This is a genomic window from Dongia sp. (genome assembly GCF_041905885.1).
GTDB lineage: Bacteria > Pseudomonadota > Alphaproteobacteria > Dongiales > Dongiaceae > Dongia.
In genome coordinates this window covers 1-13,454 of sequence record NZ_JAYRKD010000040.1, presented here as the reverse complement: position 1 = coordinate 13,454, position 13,454 = coordinate 1, and the positions used below count along the sequence as shown (strand labels likewise).

At 65.4% G+C, this 13,454-nt stretch carries 11 protein-coding genes; 7 read left to right on the top strand and 4 right to left on the bottom strand.

Translation table 11 applies throughout. The features are described from left to right. Nucleotides 1–143 precede the first annotated feature (143 nt). The 5 genes from ACH2CY_RS26285 (at nucleotide 144) to ACH2CY_RS26265 (ending at nucleotide 5,448) form a co-directional block, all read left to right on the top strand. Complete coding sequence (locus ACH2CY_RS26285) at nucleotides 144–1,349, top strand: ROK family protein (protein ID WP_395022884.1); 1,206 nt, start codon at nucleotides 144–146, stop codon at nucleotides 1,347–1,349. A gap of 48 nt (nucleotides 1,350–1,397) precedes the next feature. After that, nucleotides 1,398–2,333 (top strand): NAD(P)-dependent oxidoreductase, encoded by a 936-nt coding sequence (locus ACH2CY_RS26280; protein WP_395022883.1) that lies wholly within the window; start codon nucleotides 1,398–1,400, stop codon nucleotides 2,331–2,333. Nucleotides 2,334–2,566: 233 nt separating this feature from the next. Further along, nucleotides 2,567–3,472: an ABC transporter substrate-binding protein gene (locus ACH2CY_RS26275; protein ID WP_395022882.1), complete on the top strand. Its 906-nt coding sequence runs from the start codon at nucleotides 2,567–2,569 to the stop codon at nucleotides 3,470–3,472. Between the two features lie 69 nt (nucleotides 3,473–3,541). Then, nucleotides 3,542–4,696, top strand: coding sequence for an amino acid ABC transporter permease (locus ACH2CY_RS26270; RefSeq protein ID WP_395022881.1), 1,155 nt, complete (start codon nucleotides 3,542–3,544; stop codon nucleotides 4,694–4,696). Nucleotides 4,697–4,704: 8 nt separating this feature from the next. Further along, complete coding sequence (locus tag ACH2CY_RS26265) at nucleotides 4,705–5,448, top strand: amino acid ABC transporter ATP-binding protein (RefSeq protein ID WP_395022880.1); 744 nt, start codon at nucleotides 4,705–4,707, stop codon at nucleotides 5,446–5,448. 173 nt (nucleotides 5,449–5,621) lie between these two features. Here ACH2CY_RS26265 and ACH2CY_RS26260 read toward each other — a convergent pair whose 3' ends face one another. The 4 genes from ACH2CY_RS26260 to ACH2CY_RS26245 form a co-directional block, all read right to left on the bottom strand. Further along, a complete protein-coding gene (locus ACH2CY_RS26260) occupies nucleotides 5,622–7,223 on the bottom strand; it encodes an adenylate/guanylate cyclase domain-containing protein (protein WP_395022879.1) in 1,602 nt (533 codons plus the stop codon). A 113-nt stretch (nucleotides 7,224–7,336) separates the two neighbouring features. Then, nucleotides 7,337–9,361: a CocE/NonD family hydrolase gene (locus ACH2CY_RS26255; RefSeq protein WP_395022878.1), complete on the bottom strand. Its 2,025-nt coding sequence runs from the start codon at nucleotides 9,359–9,361 to the stop codon at nucleotides 7,337–7,339. A gap of 84 nt (nucleotides 9,362–9,445) precedes the next feature. After that, nucleotides 9,446–10,051: a sigma-70 family RNA polymerase sigma factor gene (locus tag ACH2CY_RS26250; protein WP_395022877.1), complete on the bottom strand. Its 606-nt coding sequence runs from the start codon at nucleotides 10,049–10,051 to the stop codon at nucleotides 9,446–9,448. Nucleotides 10,052–10,185: 134 nt separating this feature from the next. Then, on the bottom strand, nucleotides 10,186–10,419 hold the full coding sequence (locus ACH2CY_RS26245) for a NepR family anti-sigma factor (protein WP_395022876.1): 234 nt from the start codon (nucleotides 10,417–10,419) through the stop codon (nucleotides 10,186–10,188). Between the two features lie 273 nt (nucleotides 10,420–10,692). Here ACH2CY_RS26245 and ACH2CY_RS26240 point away from each other — a divergent pair, with 273 nt between their 5' ends. After that, complete coding sequence (locus ACH2CY_RS26240; protein ID WP_395022875.1) at nucleotides 10,693–11,511, top strand: response regulator; 819 nt, start codon at nucleotides 10,693–10,695, stop codon at nucleotides 11,509–11,511. Nucleotides 11,512–11,556: 45 nt separating this feature from the next. Further along, nucleotides 11,557–13,326, top strand: a complete 1,770-nt coding sequence (locus tag ACH2CY_RS26235; RefSeq protein ID WP_395022873.1) for a histidine kinase dimerization/phosphoacceptor domain -containing protein — start codon at nucleotides 11,557–11,559, stop codon at nucleotides 13,324–13,326. Nucleotides 13,327–13,454 lie beyond the last annotated feature (128 nt).

The following is a 13,454-nucleotide window of genomic DNA, read 5'->3' as shown; positions in this document are numbered from 1 at the left end:
CGCAAGGAAAGACCGCCGAAGTTGATGTTCATCATTCGCATTGACAGCCGAGCGCCGGTCTTCCATTTGTTTCAGTGCTGAACAAAAAGAGACATATTCGTCGTACAAATCCACCCAGATCGGGCCAATCCGCATAACGGGCTATGAACCGAATCAGTCCCCCACCCCCGACCTCGCCCACCCGCGACCGCATCCTGCAGGCCTTGCGCGTCCACGGACCGCAGGCCCGGGTGGACCTGAGCAGCATCGTCGACATGAGTCCGGCGACCGTCTCCGGCGTCACCGGCGAGCTGGTGCGCGCGGGTGCCTTGCGGGAAATGTTCGGTCGCGATGAGGCCGGCGATGCGGGCCGCAGCCGCGGCCGGCCCAAGGTCATGATCGCGCTGGTGCCGGAGACCGCGCATGTGATCGCGGTGAAGCTGTCGATCAACGAGATCCAGGTGGCGCTCGGCGATTTCACCGGCGCGATGGCCGCGACCGAGACGCTGCCGCTCGACACCCGCGCCCTCTCCGCCACCGACATCGTGACCGTGATCGGCGATGCGATCGAGCGCTGCCATCGCAGCATGGCGCCGGGCTATGGCCCCTGCCTCGGCATCGGCCTCGCGGTGCAGGGCCTGGTGCGCGATTCCGACATCATCGCCTGGAGCCCGGCCTTGAGCGTGCGCGACGTCGATATCGTGCAGCCGCTGCTGCGCCGCTTCGGCCTGCCGGTCTACGCCGCCAACGACGCCAACTGCATCGCGGTGGCGCTGCGCAACAAGCCGGAATTCCAGGCGATCGACAACATGGCGGTGCTGATGCTCGGCACCGGCGTCGGCATGGGGCTGATCGTCGGCGGCCAGGTCTATGACGGCCGCACCGGCGCTGCCGCAGAGTTCGGCCATACCAAGTACCAGATGGATGGTCCGTTCTGCCATTGCGGCCGCCGCGGCTGCATCGAGAGCTTCGTCGGCGACTACGCGCTCTATCGCGACGCCCGGGCGATGCTGGACCTGCCGAACACCGACGCGCTCCACCCCTCGGAAGAGCAGATGCAGGTGCTCTGCGATCTCGCCGCCAAGGGTGACCCGGTGGCGCTGGGCCTGTTCGAGCAAGCCGGGCGCGCGCTCGGCTTCGGCCTCACCAACCTGATCGCCCTGATCAGCCCGAGTTTGATCCTGGTCTCGGGAAGCGGCGTGCGCGCCTACCAATATCTGGAACCCAGCATGCAGCGGAGCTTGAGCGACGGCCTGGTCGAGACCCTGCTGGCCAACACCGAAATCCGTCCCCAGCCCTGGGATGAGGACCTGACACTCCGCGGCATTACCGCGCTGGTGCAGGCCAACGTGCCGTATCAGCCGAACTGACGACGCCCCCTGACAAAGCGGCGCGCGGCGTATAGTCTCGCGCGTCGAATGTATGACAATTCTCCCAAGGAGGAGCGGATGGCTGCGGGTAAGCGCGTCGGGTTGATCGGTGTCGGGCTGATGGGCTACGGCATCGGCAAGAATATCGTCACCAAGGGCCATAGCCTGAAGGTGCTGGCCCACAAGAACCGCGAGCCGGTCGAGAAGCTGCTGAAGCTCGGCGCCACCGAAGGCAAGAGCCCGAAGGAGATCGCGGCCGAGAGCGACATCGTCTTCCTCTGCGTCACCGGCTCGCCCCAGGTCGAGGAGGTGGTCTATCGCGAGGACGGGTTGCTGGCCGGAGTCCATAAGGGCCTGATCGTCGCCGATTGCAGCACGGCGGAGCCGAGCTCGACCCTGAAGGTCGCGGCCGACATCCAGAAGAAGGGCGGGCGCTTCGCCGACACGCCGCTGACCCGCACGCCGGTCGAGGCGGAGGCCGGCAAACTCGGATTGATGACCGGCGGCGACGACGCGACCTTGAAGGAGCTGCGGCCGGTGCTCGACTGCTTCGCAGAGGCGATCATCCATGCCGGCGGCATCGGCGCCGGGCATAAGCTGAAGCTGATCAACAATTTCATCGCGCTGGGCACCGCGACGGTGGTGGCCGAGGCGATCACCGCCGCGACCAAGGCCGGCGTCGATCTGCAGGCGCTGCACGACATTGTGGTCGCCGGCGGCGCCAAGTCGGTGATGTTCGAGCGGTTGATGAAAGTGCCGCTCGCCAACGACGACACAGCGCTGAAATTCGCCGTCGCCACCGCGCGCAAGGATCTCCGCTACTACACCAACATGACCGAGCAGATCTCGGCCACCTCCTTCGTCGCCGAGGTGGTGCACCAGAACTTCATCATGGCCGAGAATGCCGGCTATTCGCAGCGCTTCGTGCCGCGGATGGTGGACTTCTTCGCCGGCCTGAACGGAGTCGAGAACCGCAAGAAATAGCCGCGAGAAATTCCCGAGCGGACGCCGAGAGTATAACGCTCTTGACTCCACAACCCCGGCTTGATCGGATGAATGCGAGGCGGTTCCGCGATGGATCGCCACCCCTTTCGGCGAAATTGGGGGAATGCTTGCAGAATCGTCGCGCATCGGCCATCCAGAAGCCGATTCAGTAAGCCGACGGGGAGAAGCATGAGGCAGATCCCCCATAAAACACGATGAGGAGGGGTTCCAACATGATTCGCACAGCTACCTGTGCCCTGCTGGCCGCTTTCCTGCTCGCCGGCTGCGGCGAGAAGAAGGAAGAGCAGGCCGCGAGCAACGACCAGGCCGCCACGACCGCGCCCGCCGCCGCACCGGCGGCCGCCGGCGGCAAGATCGGCAACTGCGACGTGGTCGGCCCGAAGGGCTCGATCCCGATCGCCAGCCCGGCCAAGGCCGGCCAGCTGACCGTCGAGGTCTCGCTGCCCGCCCCGATCTGGTGGAACGGCGACACGCCGGAAGCGATCAAGGACGGCATGGAATACTGTCTGGCCGCCGAGATCGCCTTCCGCGCCGGCTTCGAGAAGCTCGAGGTCGTCAACGTCGGCTGGGATCCGCTGGTGACCGGCCAGACCTCGGGCTTCGATCTTGCGATGTCGGAAATCTCGATCACCGACGAGCGCAAGAAGGTGGTCGATTTCTCGGTCCCCTATTTCAGCTCCGACATCGGCGTGCTGTCGCGCACCGACAAGCCGATCGATGACAAGAACATCAAGGAAGTCACCGTCGGCGTGCAGCAGGCGACCACCGGTGCCACCTTCGCCACCGACACGCTGAAGCTCACCAAGGTACAGGTCTATCCGGACCAGGGCGACATGTTCACGGCGCTCCGCGCCGGCCAGATCGACGCCGCGATCACCGACACCTCGATCGTGCTCGCCGAGGAAGTCCGCGGCGAAGGCAAGATCAAGGTGCCGGGCCAATACAAGACCGGCGAGTCCTACGGCGCGCTCTATCCGAAGGGTGGGGCCAACAACGCGACGATCGACAAGATCATCCAGTCGATCATCGACGACGGCACCATGAAGAAGCTGGGCGAGAAGTACCTCGCCGCCGCCTGGGGCAAGGACCCGGCCACGCTGCCCTACTGGAACCCGTAAGCACGAAGTTGTTCTCCCGGCCGCGGTCCATCGCGGCCGGGAGACCTTTCGAGATCGAGACCGATTGAAGTGACTTCTCTGCCGCAAGGGCGCGCCGTCGCGAACGGAACCAGGCAAGGCGCCGACGGCCTTTCTCTCGCCGCCATCCTCTTCGCCGCCCTCTGCGTCCTCGCCGCCTTCGGCGCGACGGTCCTGGTGCGCAGCGCGCTGAACCATCTCAACGCCTACAGCGGCAGCTGGGAAATTCCGCTGATCGCGACCATCGCGGTCGCCTGCCTGCTGTTCTGGCCGGCTCTGCGCGCGATGACCTATTCGCGCAAGGCCCGGGGCTTTCTCGCCGCCGGCGATGCCGTGCATGCGCGCATCGACACCGCCGCCGCCAAGGAAAGCGCGGTCCTCACCTTCGGCTGGGGCGTGTTCTTCCTGATCGCCATCGGCACGGTCTGCTTCGTGCTGCTGAACAACGCCGAGGTCGGCAAGACCTTCTTCTTCCTGCCGCTGATGCTGGAGAAGTGGCCGCTGGTGGTGAAGGCGTTCTGGAACAACGTCTTCATCTTCATCGTGGCCGAGATCCTGGTGCTGATCTGGGGCTTGATCGTCGCCATCCTGCGGCTGCTGCCCGGCCCGGCCGGCCTGCCGATCCGCGCGCTCGCTATCATCTATTGCGACGTCTTTCGCGGCCTGCCGGCGATCGTGACGCTCTACCTGGTCGGCTTCGGCCTGCCGCTCTCGGGCCTGCCGCAGATGATCATCCCGCCGATCGCCGGGCTGTTCGTCGATGATCCCGCGGTCGCGGCGGAATACGCGAAGATCCCGCTCACCTGGTATTGCATCCTGGCGCTGACCTTGACCTACGGCGCCTATGTCGGCGAGGTCTACCGCTCCGGCATCGAGAGCATCCACTGGAGCCAGGTCGCGGCGGCGCGCTCGCTCGGCCTCTCCTATCTGCAGACCATGCGCTACGTGATCGTGCCGCAGGCGGTGCGCCGGATCGGCGCGCCGCTCTTGAACGACTTCATCGGGCTGCAGAAGGATACCGCGCTGGTGCAGGTGATCGGCGTGGTCGATGCCTTCAACCAGTCGCGCATCATCGCCTCCAACGCCTTCAACCTCTCGGCGGTCACCATCGTCGCCATTCTCTTCGTCCTCGTCACCATCCCGCAGGCGCGCTTCGTCGATAAGCTGATCGAGCGCGACAATGCGCGCATCCGGGCCGGGGGCTGAGCAAAGCCATGGCCTTCCTGGAAATGCGCGATGTCCACAAACGCTACGGCGACCACGAGGTGCTGCGCGGCCTCGATCTTTCGGTGAACGAGCATCAGGTGGTGTGCCTGATCGGCCCCTCCGGCTGCGGCAAGTCCACCCTGCTCCGCTGCATCAACGGCCTCGACCCGATCCAGTCCGGCGAGATCCGGCTGGAGAACGATCGCGTCTCCGGCCCCGGCGTCGATGTCAACAAGCTCCGGCAGCAGGTCGGCATCGTGTTCCAGAGCTTCAACCTCTTCCCGCATATGTCGGTGATCGAGAACGTGACCCTGGCCCCGATCAAGGTACTGAAGGTGGGCAAGGCCGAGGCGGAAGCCAAGGCGATGGCGCTGTTGAAGCGGATCGGCCTCGAGGCCAAGGCCAAGGCCTATCCGGATCGGTTGTCGGGCGGACAGCAGCAGCGCGTCGCGATCACCCGCGCGCTCGCCATGGAACCCAAACTATTGCTGCTGGACGAGATCACCTCGGCGCTGGACCCGGAGCTGGTCTCCGAGGTCTTGAACATCGTGCGCGATCTCGCCGGCCAGGGCATGACCATGCTGCTCGCCACCCATGAGATGGGCTTTGCCCGCGAGGTCGCCTCCAAGGTCTGCTTCCTGCACCAGGGCGTGATCCACGAAGAAGGCCCGCCCGAACAGATCTTCGGCGACCCGCATGACGAGCGGACCCGGGCGTTCCTGAAGCGGATCATCGAAGCCGGACGGCTTTAGCGGCGCACTGGATCGTCGTCCCGCCAGTGCTTGCGGGATTGCAGCTGCAGGTACCCCCATCCCTACCTTCCCCCTGAAGGGGGAAGGAGTCCGTTGGTGCAGTCGCTCGCTTCTTCTCCTTCCCCCTTCAGGGGGAAGGCCGGGATGGGGGTGCGAGCCACAAACCGGTCACCTTAAGTCTGCGCCGCCCGCTTCGCGTCCAATGCGTCCAGCGCCTCTTGCAGCGTCCGGATCGTCCTTGCCGCGGTCTCGCGGTCGATCACGTCGAGGTCGACGAAGAGGTCGACGCCGGTTTCGTGCTCGCTGATGACCCGGGTGCGCTGGGCCAGTTCGCCCAGCAGGCCCTCGACCGAATAGGGCACCACCGGGCGGCTGATGCCTTTCATCTGGATCGGCGCCAGCGGCTTCGCGCGGACCAGGTCGCGGACGATGGTGTAGGTCTCGTAGGCGAGCACGATGCCGTTGGGATCGGCGATCGACTGCAGGCGGGCGGCGAGGTTCGCCTCGGCGCCGATGATGGTGTAGTCCATGCGGTCGGCGCTGCCGAAATTGCCGACGTTGCAATAGCCGGTGTTGATCCCCATCCGGGCCCGGAACGGATTCTCGATGCCGCGGCGGCGCCATTGCGCGTTCAATTCGCGCAGGCGGCGTTGCATATCGACCGCCATCAGCAGGCAGGAACGCGCATCCTCCTCCACGCCCTTGGTCTCGGGATCGCCGAAGAAAACCAGCATGGCGTCGCCGATGAACTTGTCGATCGTGCCGCCGTGGAACAAAGCGATGCGCGACATCTCGGTCAGGTATTCGTTGAGGAGCTCGGTCAGCTCCTCCGGCTGCAGTCGCTCGGTCGTGCCGGTGAAGTCCTGGATGTCGGAGAAGAAGATGGTGAGCTTCTTGCGCTCGGTCTGGATCGTCGCGTCGCGCTGGCCGCTGAAGATCTGCTTGTAGATCTGCGGCGGCAGGTAGCGGGCGATCTTCATCGAGACCGTGGCCAGATATTCGTTGGCCACGGTGAGATCATTGTTCATCTCGGAGATGGTCGCCGACTGGCGGCGCTGCATCCGGATGAAGGCGATGCCGCTGATCGCCGCCAGCGCGAAATAGATCAGCGAGTATTTGAAGGCGAAGATGTTGGCGGCCAGCGGCTGCTGAATGGTGATCTCCTGGATGCCGCGCACGTCGCCGACCTTCCAGTCCTTCTTCGGACTGTCGGGATGGCTGTTGTGGCAGGTGACGCAAGCCTGCCCCATGATAACCGGGCTTACCATGCGCACCGAACGGTCGAAGATCTCGCCGTAGACCTGGACGATCTGCTGCTTCGGGTTCTGCCGCAGGCCGGCGAGCGCGGCGGTCTCGAATCCGTCCAGCGGATGCTGCTCGCGGCCCTTGAAGGGAAAGTCGGAGACGAAGCGATATTGCACGGCGGCGTTGCGGGCGCTGATCCGCTGCCCGAGCTCGATCGAGAGCGTGGCCGGGATCGGGATCGCGCCATCGACCTCGGTGTAGTTGTGGACCGGCTTCACCTGCTGCTTCGCCGCCTGCACCCGCGCGACCACGTCGGAGGCGTAGAAGCCGCGCATATCGTCGATGATCTTGCCGGTCTGGAAGGCCTGCTCCTCCAGGATATTGCCGGAGAGCGCCCGAAGGTCCAGCCAGACCGCCAGCGGCAGGCCGAGCAACAAGAGCAGAACCAGCGCGATGCTGCGCGGCAGGTTCGCCTTTCTGGTTTCGGCGCGCGGCTTGGCGGCAGCGCCGGTGTTTGCAACATTGGCCATCGGCTTCCCCCGTGGCGATCCCGCATTGCCCGCTATTGTTGCATGGGCCCGCGCGTGCCCGCAACGCGGTCCCGACGGCGGATACAGTCGATTCGGCCGGGCAGCAACCGCCGCTACATGAGATCGCGCTTGATCTTCCGGTCCCAGCTGCGGGTGAAGATCTTCGCGTCGTTCTCGTAGAGGTCGAGGGTGACCTCGATGCGGAAATGGGTCGCGTCGCAGGTCATCCTGCCGATGCTGTGGTGCATGACCGTGGTGTCGGGCCGTTTCAGCTTCACCCGATAGTCGGTCTCGATCGTCGATGACAGCGGGTCGCCCTCGAGGATCGTGTAGCGGCAGAGGCCCTGGGCATCCACCGTCTGGTTGATGTCGCTGAGCTCGGTATGGCCGGTCCAGCGCGGGAAATAGACGGTGATCTTGCCGGTCAGCAGATCGCGCGAGACCGTGCGGCGGCAGAGCGGCGACGGCGTCAGCTTGTTCAACGGCGTATCCGCCGCCTGTTCGGGTTCGCCGAACGGCGTGAGCTGGGCATCCGCCGGATTGGCACGCCGCACCGGCAGGCGAAGGCTGGTGCGGCTGCCGAACACGGTGACGGTGGCGAGTTCCGGCGAGGGCCAGGCGATCGGCCAGTAGACCGTAGAGATCGAGACCGCGATGCGATGCCCGGCCGGAAAGGCATGGGCGATGTCGTCGAGATCGACGGTCGCCTTGTATTTCGCCCCGGGCCGCAGCCGCACCGGCTTCTCATGGCTCTTGTGGTGGTTGAGATTGAGCAGGCCGACGGTGACGCGGGTCGAGCTGCCGTCCGGCGCGACGTCGTTGAGGCGCACCGCAACCAGGGCCTGCGGCTTGTCCGAGGCGAAGACCAGATCGAGCTGCGGCGCGCCGAGGATTTCGGTGCGCTCTGCCAGAGGCTCGGTCACGAAGACCAGCGAGCCGCCGTCATCCTCGCGCTGGTCGGTCGCCCATTCCGCCTGGTCGCCGTAGCGCCCCACTTCACCGGCCGCCATGCCGACCCAGAGCGGCGAGCAGATTGGCAACGGCGCGGTGCGGCGCTTGCGTTCCTCGAGCGCACCGCCGGCGTTGAGATGCAGCTTGCGCCAGACGATGTTCTCGGACGGCCAGTGCGGCTCGGCGACCCAGCGGCCCGGGCGCTCGTGGTAGCAGGTCTTCGGCGACAGGCTCTCCTGCATCCAGACGCGATAGCGCGGCTCGTCCATGATGCCGGTCTCATTGCCCTTCAGCCACTGGTCCCACCAGCGCAGGGCCTCCTGCAGCCAGCCGATCTCCGGCTTCACCGTGGCATGATGCGGGTAGGAATGGGCCCAGGGGCCGATCAGGCCCTTGCACGGGACGTCCAAGCCGGCCAACAGGCGCGGGATCGATTCCGAATAGTTGTCGGCCCAGCCGTTAACCGCATAGACCGGGATCTTGATCCTGGAGAAATCCTCGCAGACCGAGCCCTGCTTCCAATAGTCGTCGCGGCGCTGGTGCTTCAGCCAGTTCAGGATCCAGGGTGAGTTGTGGCGCATGCGCGCGTCCCACATCGCGCGCCACTTTTCGCCGACGATTTCCGGATCGGGCGGCAGGTCATTGTTCGCCATCATGGTGGCCGACCAGTCGAAATTGTCCTTCGAGAGGCAGCCGCCGACCCAATGGATGTCGGTCGCATAGCGATCGTCGGTCGAGCCCACGGTGATGATGGTCTTCAGCGCCGGCGGCTGCAGCGCCGCGATCTGCAAGCCGTTGAAGCCGCCCCAGGAGATGCCGACCATGCCGACATTGCCGCTGCACCACTTCTGCGCCGCGATCCAGGCGATCGCGGCGACGCCGTCCTGCTGCTCCTGCGGCGTGTATTCGTCGTCGATCAGGCCTTCGCTGTCGCCGCTGCCGCGGATGTCGAGGCGCAGGCAGGCATAGCCATGCCCGGCCCAGTAGGCGTGCGAACCCTGGTCATAGGTGCGGGTGCCGTCACGCTTGCGATAGGGGACGTATTCCAGGATGGCGGGAACGGGGCTCGCCTCGGCGTCTTCCGGGAGCCAGAGCTTGGCGGCGAGCTGTATCCCATCCGGCATCGGAATGAAGACATTCTCGACCACCCGGACCTTGCGCGGAAACTGCGTGATAACCTTCGCCAAGCCGTTGCACTCCCCCGATCGCGCGAGCGGCGCGTCGGGAGGAATAGCATTATCAAGGCTGGGAACTCAAGGAGCTGTGTACAGCTAGCCCTTCACCCGCAAGGGGGCGTCGCGGTCCTGCTGAATCAGGTCGAACGGGTCCTTGCCGGTGATCGGCTTGGTGTCGCCGCGCTTCGAGACGATGGCGTCGTCGTCGATCATGCGGCGCAGCTCGGCGCGGGCTCTGGAGACCCGGCTCTTCATCGTGCCGACCTGGCAGCCGCAGATCTTCGCGGCGTCTTCGTAGTTCAATCCGCTGGCGCCGACCAGGATCAGCGCTTCGCGATGATGCTCCGGCAGCTGCCAGAAGGCGCGGCGGAAGTCGCAGAATTCCAGGCTCGCCTCTTGGGTGGCGCTTTCGGACGGCTCGTCGACGGTCAGGTCGTCGATCGACGAGAAGCGCGATTTGCCGCGACGGCCCTGGTTGTAGAACAGGTTGCGCAGGATGGTGAACACCCAGGCGCGAAAGTTCGTGCCCGGCGTGAACTGATTTGACGCGGCGATCGCCCGCACGATGGTGTCGTTGACCAGGTCATCCGCCTGGTCGCGGTTGCGCGTCAGCGATCGGGCGAAGGCGCGGAGATGCGGGACCGCTTCAAGCAAAGCGGTGCGCATTTCCGTCGACATTTCCTCGAAGGTCGGCTGACCCATTCGAACCTCGCCCTTAGCCTCACCCTTGGCCGGCATAGCCGGCTTGATACCTTTGGCCGGCATAGCCGGCTTGAATTCCGACGTCGCTGGCATCGGACCGATAGAGGTTTGCACCCCGACACCCCATCCGCTGTTTACTGGGACTTATTGGATTTCAGCTTGTCGAGAAGGCTCAACATTTCCTTCGGCACCGGCTCGGAAGCGAGGTCGGCATACATCCGGCTCAATTGGGTGTCGAACCAACGGTCCTGCACCGGGGGCGCCTTCGCGTTGGGATTAACCTTATTTCCCTGAGGGACGTCCATTGCACCTTCCGATGCCTGCTTTTCAGGCCGCGCCTTCATCGACTCATCTTTCTTGTCGATCATCCAATCTCGCCCCGACAGCCCGCCAGACGGCGCCGCCGCATTCTGTAATGCCATTGTCCAATCGCCCCGACGGCCGGTCGTCTGATACGCACCGGAATTTCGGTCCCGGATGTATTAAGATCGCCGACCGCGAAAGGTTGCGAATTATCGTATATTTCACACATGAGGGAACCCTCCCTGTGGTCCGGGGTTCCTTCGCAACGGGAAAAATTACGCAACAATCGACCAACTCATTGCCGTCGAGCCATTAATTCGGGGCCAAAAGGGATCAGCATGTCAGACGTGACCGAGCAGCTTCTCACCATCATTCCGTATCTGCGCCGCTACGCGCGGGCCCTGGTGGGCGACCAGGGCGTCGGAGACACCTATGTCCGGATCTGCCTGGAAACCCTGGTCCAGGAACCAGGCCGGGTCAAAGCCGGCCCGGACGCGCGCGTGCAGATCTTCTCCCTGTTCCATGAAGTGCTGACCCGGACCGGGGTGCGCGACAGCGCCTCGGATTCTCTCGATCCCGGCGAGCTCACCGATCTGACGGTCGAGTCGCGGCTGAAGGCCCTGCCGCCGGCCGAGCGCCAGGCGCTGCTCCTGACCACGCTGGAAGGCTTCTCGGTCGAGCAGGCCGCGGAGATCCTGAAGGTGCCGGAGACAACCGCGACGCAACTGGTCGCCGATGCCTGGTCGATGGTGAACCAGCAGATGGCGACCACCATCCTGATCATCGAGGACGAGCCGGTGATCGCGCTCGACATCGCCGGCCTGGTCAACGACATGGGCCATTCGGTGGTCGGCGTCGCCGCCAGCCAGAGCGAGGCCGTGCAGATCGCGCGCAAGGCGCAGCCCGGCCTGGTGCTGGCCGACATCGACCTCGGCGCCGGCGGCTCGGGCCTCACTGCGGTGAAATCGATCCTGCAGAGCATGACGGTGCCGGTGATCTTCGTCACCGCCTATCCGGAACGGCTGCTGACCGGCGAGCGGCCGGAGCCGACTTACCTGGTGACCAAGCCATTCGAGCCGGATACCCTGAAGGTGACGATCTCGCAGGCGCTCTCCTTCTTCGGCACCCGCCCGCAGGAGACCCGCCAAGCGGTCTGATTGCGCCGCCTTTCGCCGCCGCAGATTTGAGGAAACGCGGAGAACATGATTCGGCAGTTCCTCGGACCGCAGTTCCTCGGACCTCTGCGGCGGCGCCTCCTCCTGGTCTTCTCAATCGTGCTCGCGGTGCCGACCGGCTTCGGCATCCTGGCGGCGGTCGACCATTACCAGGGCCAGGTCGAGCAGGCGCGCCGCTCGACCGAGCGCTATGCAACGCTGGCCTCGAACAACGAGACCAACCTGCTCTGGCAGTCGCAGCGCATCGTCGACGATCTGGCGCATGACCCCGTCATTCGGGGCGTGATCGGCGGCGGCGCCGATATCGCGCAGTGCGAAGCCACGCTCAAGAAGGCAATCGACCCCTATCCCGCTTACGCGGTTGCATCGGTGCTGACCCCGGCCGGCGATGCGCTCTGCCGCTCGACCGGCAACCGCGCGAAGAGCACCGCCACCAACCAGGCGTGGTTCAACGAGGTGATCAGCGGCGGCCGCTCGGTGTTGAGCGGCTATACCTTCGCCCCGATCCTGAACGAGCCGATCCTCGCCTTCGGCATGCCGGTCAGCGATGCCCAGGGCAAGGTGATCGCCGTGCTCGGCCTCGGCATCCGGCTGCGCTGGCTCGCGGCCAGCGGCCAGGAACCCGGCCTGCCGCCGGAAGCCAGCGTCGACCTCCTGGACAAGACCGGCTTGCCGCTGGTGATCTCCGACGCCAACAGCGGCTCGGGCGGCCTGCCGGCGGAGGAGTATCTGACCCGGGTGGTATCCGGTGGCGCCCTCACCTTCGAGACCGCCGGCCGCGACGGCGTGCAGCGCTACTACGCGGTGCACCCGATCGCCGGCGGCAGCCTCTATATCCTGCTCGGCCAGCCGACCCGCACCCTGATCGCGCCGCTGCAGCGCGATCTTGCGATCCAGATCGCCACGCTGTCGCTGGTCGTGCTGGGCGGCCTCGCCGCCGCCCTGATCGGCTCGCAGCTCCTGGTGACCCGCTGGATCGCGCGGCTCACCGAAGAGGCGCGCATCATCACGCTGGGCGAGGTGCCGATCCCGTTCAATTTCAGCGGCGCGCCCACCGAGATCCGCGAGTTGAACGACACGCTGATGACCATGGCGGCGCGGATCAAGGCGCGCGAGGCCGAGCTCAATGAATCGGTCGCGCAGAAGCAAATGATGCTGCGCGAGATTCACCACCGGGTGAAGAACAACCTGCAGACCGTGACCAGCCTGCTCAACCTCTACGCCCGGATCCCGCGCGGCGAGGCGATCAAGCAGGCCTTCGCCGATGTGCAGACCCGGATCAACACGCTGGCGCTGGTGCATCGCCATCTCTACGAGAGCCAGGACCTCCGGGAGATCGACCTGGCCGCCTTCATGTCCAACCTGGTGCGCCTGATCCAGGACGGCAGCGGCGTGCCGACGCGGCGCGTGAAGCTCAAGGTCGATATCCCGTCGATCACGCTGTCCGGCGACCGCGCGGTGCCGCTGGCCCTGCTCACCACCGAAATCCTGACCAACGCCTTCAAGCACGCCTTCCCGGATCACCGCGCCGGCAACATCCTGGTGCAGATGCGCGCCGAGCCGGATGGCCGCGCGATGCTGACCATCGCTGATGACGGGATCGGCACGGCCGAGCCGGAGACCGTGATCGGCGCCAATACGCTGGGCTCGATGGGCCAGAACCTGATCAGCGCCTTCACCCGCCAGCTCGGCGGCAAGCTCGACGTCTCCGGCCCGCCGGGCACGACGATCATGCTGGAGTTCGACCTGGAGCCGAAGCCGGCCGAGCCGGTCCCTTCCGCGGAGAACGCGGCCTAGCTGTCGTTGCTATAGAGGTTGTTCACCCGGGCCGACCGGAGGAAGCTGGTTGTTGCGAAGCAAACAGCGTCTTTCTGGGGGCCCGGATGAACGTGCATAAGAATGCGCGCACCACCCCGTTCAGTCGA

Excerpts from the sequence above, each read along its gene's own strand:
- ACH2CY_RS26285 (WP_395022884.1), top strand. The coding sequence starts at position 144 with ATGAACCGAATCAGTCCCCCACCCCCGACCTCGCCCACCCGCGACCGC.
- ACH2CY_RS26280 (WP_395022883.1), top strand. The coding sequence starts at position 1,398 with ATGTATGACAATTCTCCCAAGGAGGAGCGGATGGCTGCGGGTAAGCGC.
- ACH2CY_RS26275 (WP_395022882.1), top strand. The coding sequence starts at position 2,567 with ATGATTCGCACAGCTACCTGTGCCCTGCTGGCCGCTTTCCTGCTCGCC.
- ACH2CY_RS26265 (WP_395022880.1), top strand. The coding sequence starts at position 4,705 with ATGGCCTTCCTGGAAATGCGCGATGTCCACAAACGCTACGGCGACCAC.
- ACH2CY_RS26260 (WP_395022879.1), bottom strand. The coding sequence starts at position 7,223 with ATGGCCAATGTTGCAAACACCGGCGCTGCCGCCAAGCCGCGCGCCGAA.
- ACH2CY_RS26250 (WP_395022877.1), bottom strand. The coding sequence starts at position 10,051 with ATGGGTCAGCCGACCTTCGAGGAAATGTCGACGGAAATGCGCACCGCT.
- ACH2CY_RS26245 (WP_395022876.1), bottom strand. The coding sequence starts at position 10,419 with ATGATCGACAAGAAAGATGAGTCGATGAAGGCGCGGCCTGAAAAGCAG.
- ACH2CY_RS26240 (WP_395022875.1), top strand. The coding sequence starts at position 10,693 with ATGTCAGACGTGACCGAGCAGCTTCTCACCATCATTCCGTATCTGCGC.
- ACH2CY_RS26235 (WP_395022873.1), top strand. The coding sequence starts at position 11,557 with ATGATTCGGCAGTTCCTCGGACCGCAGTTCCTCGGACCTCTGCGGCGG.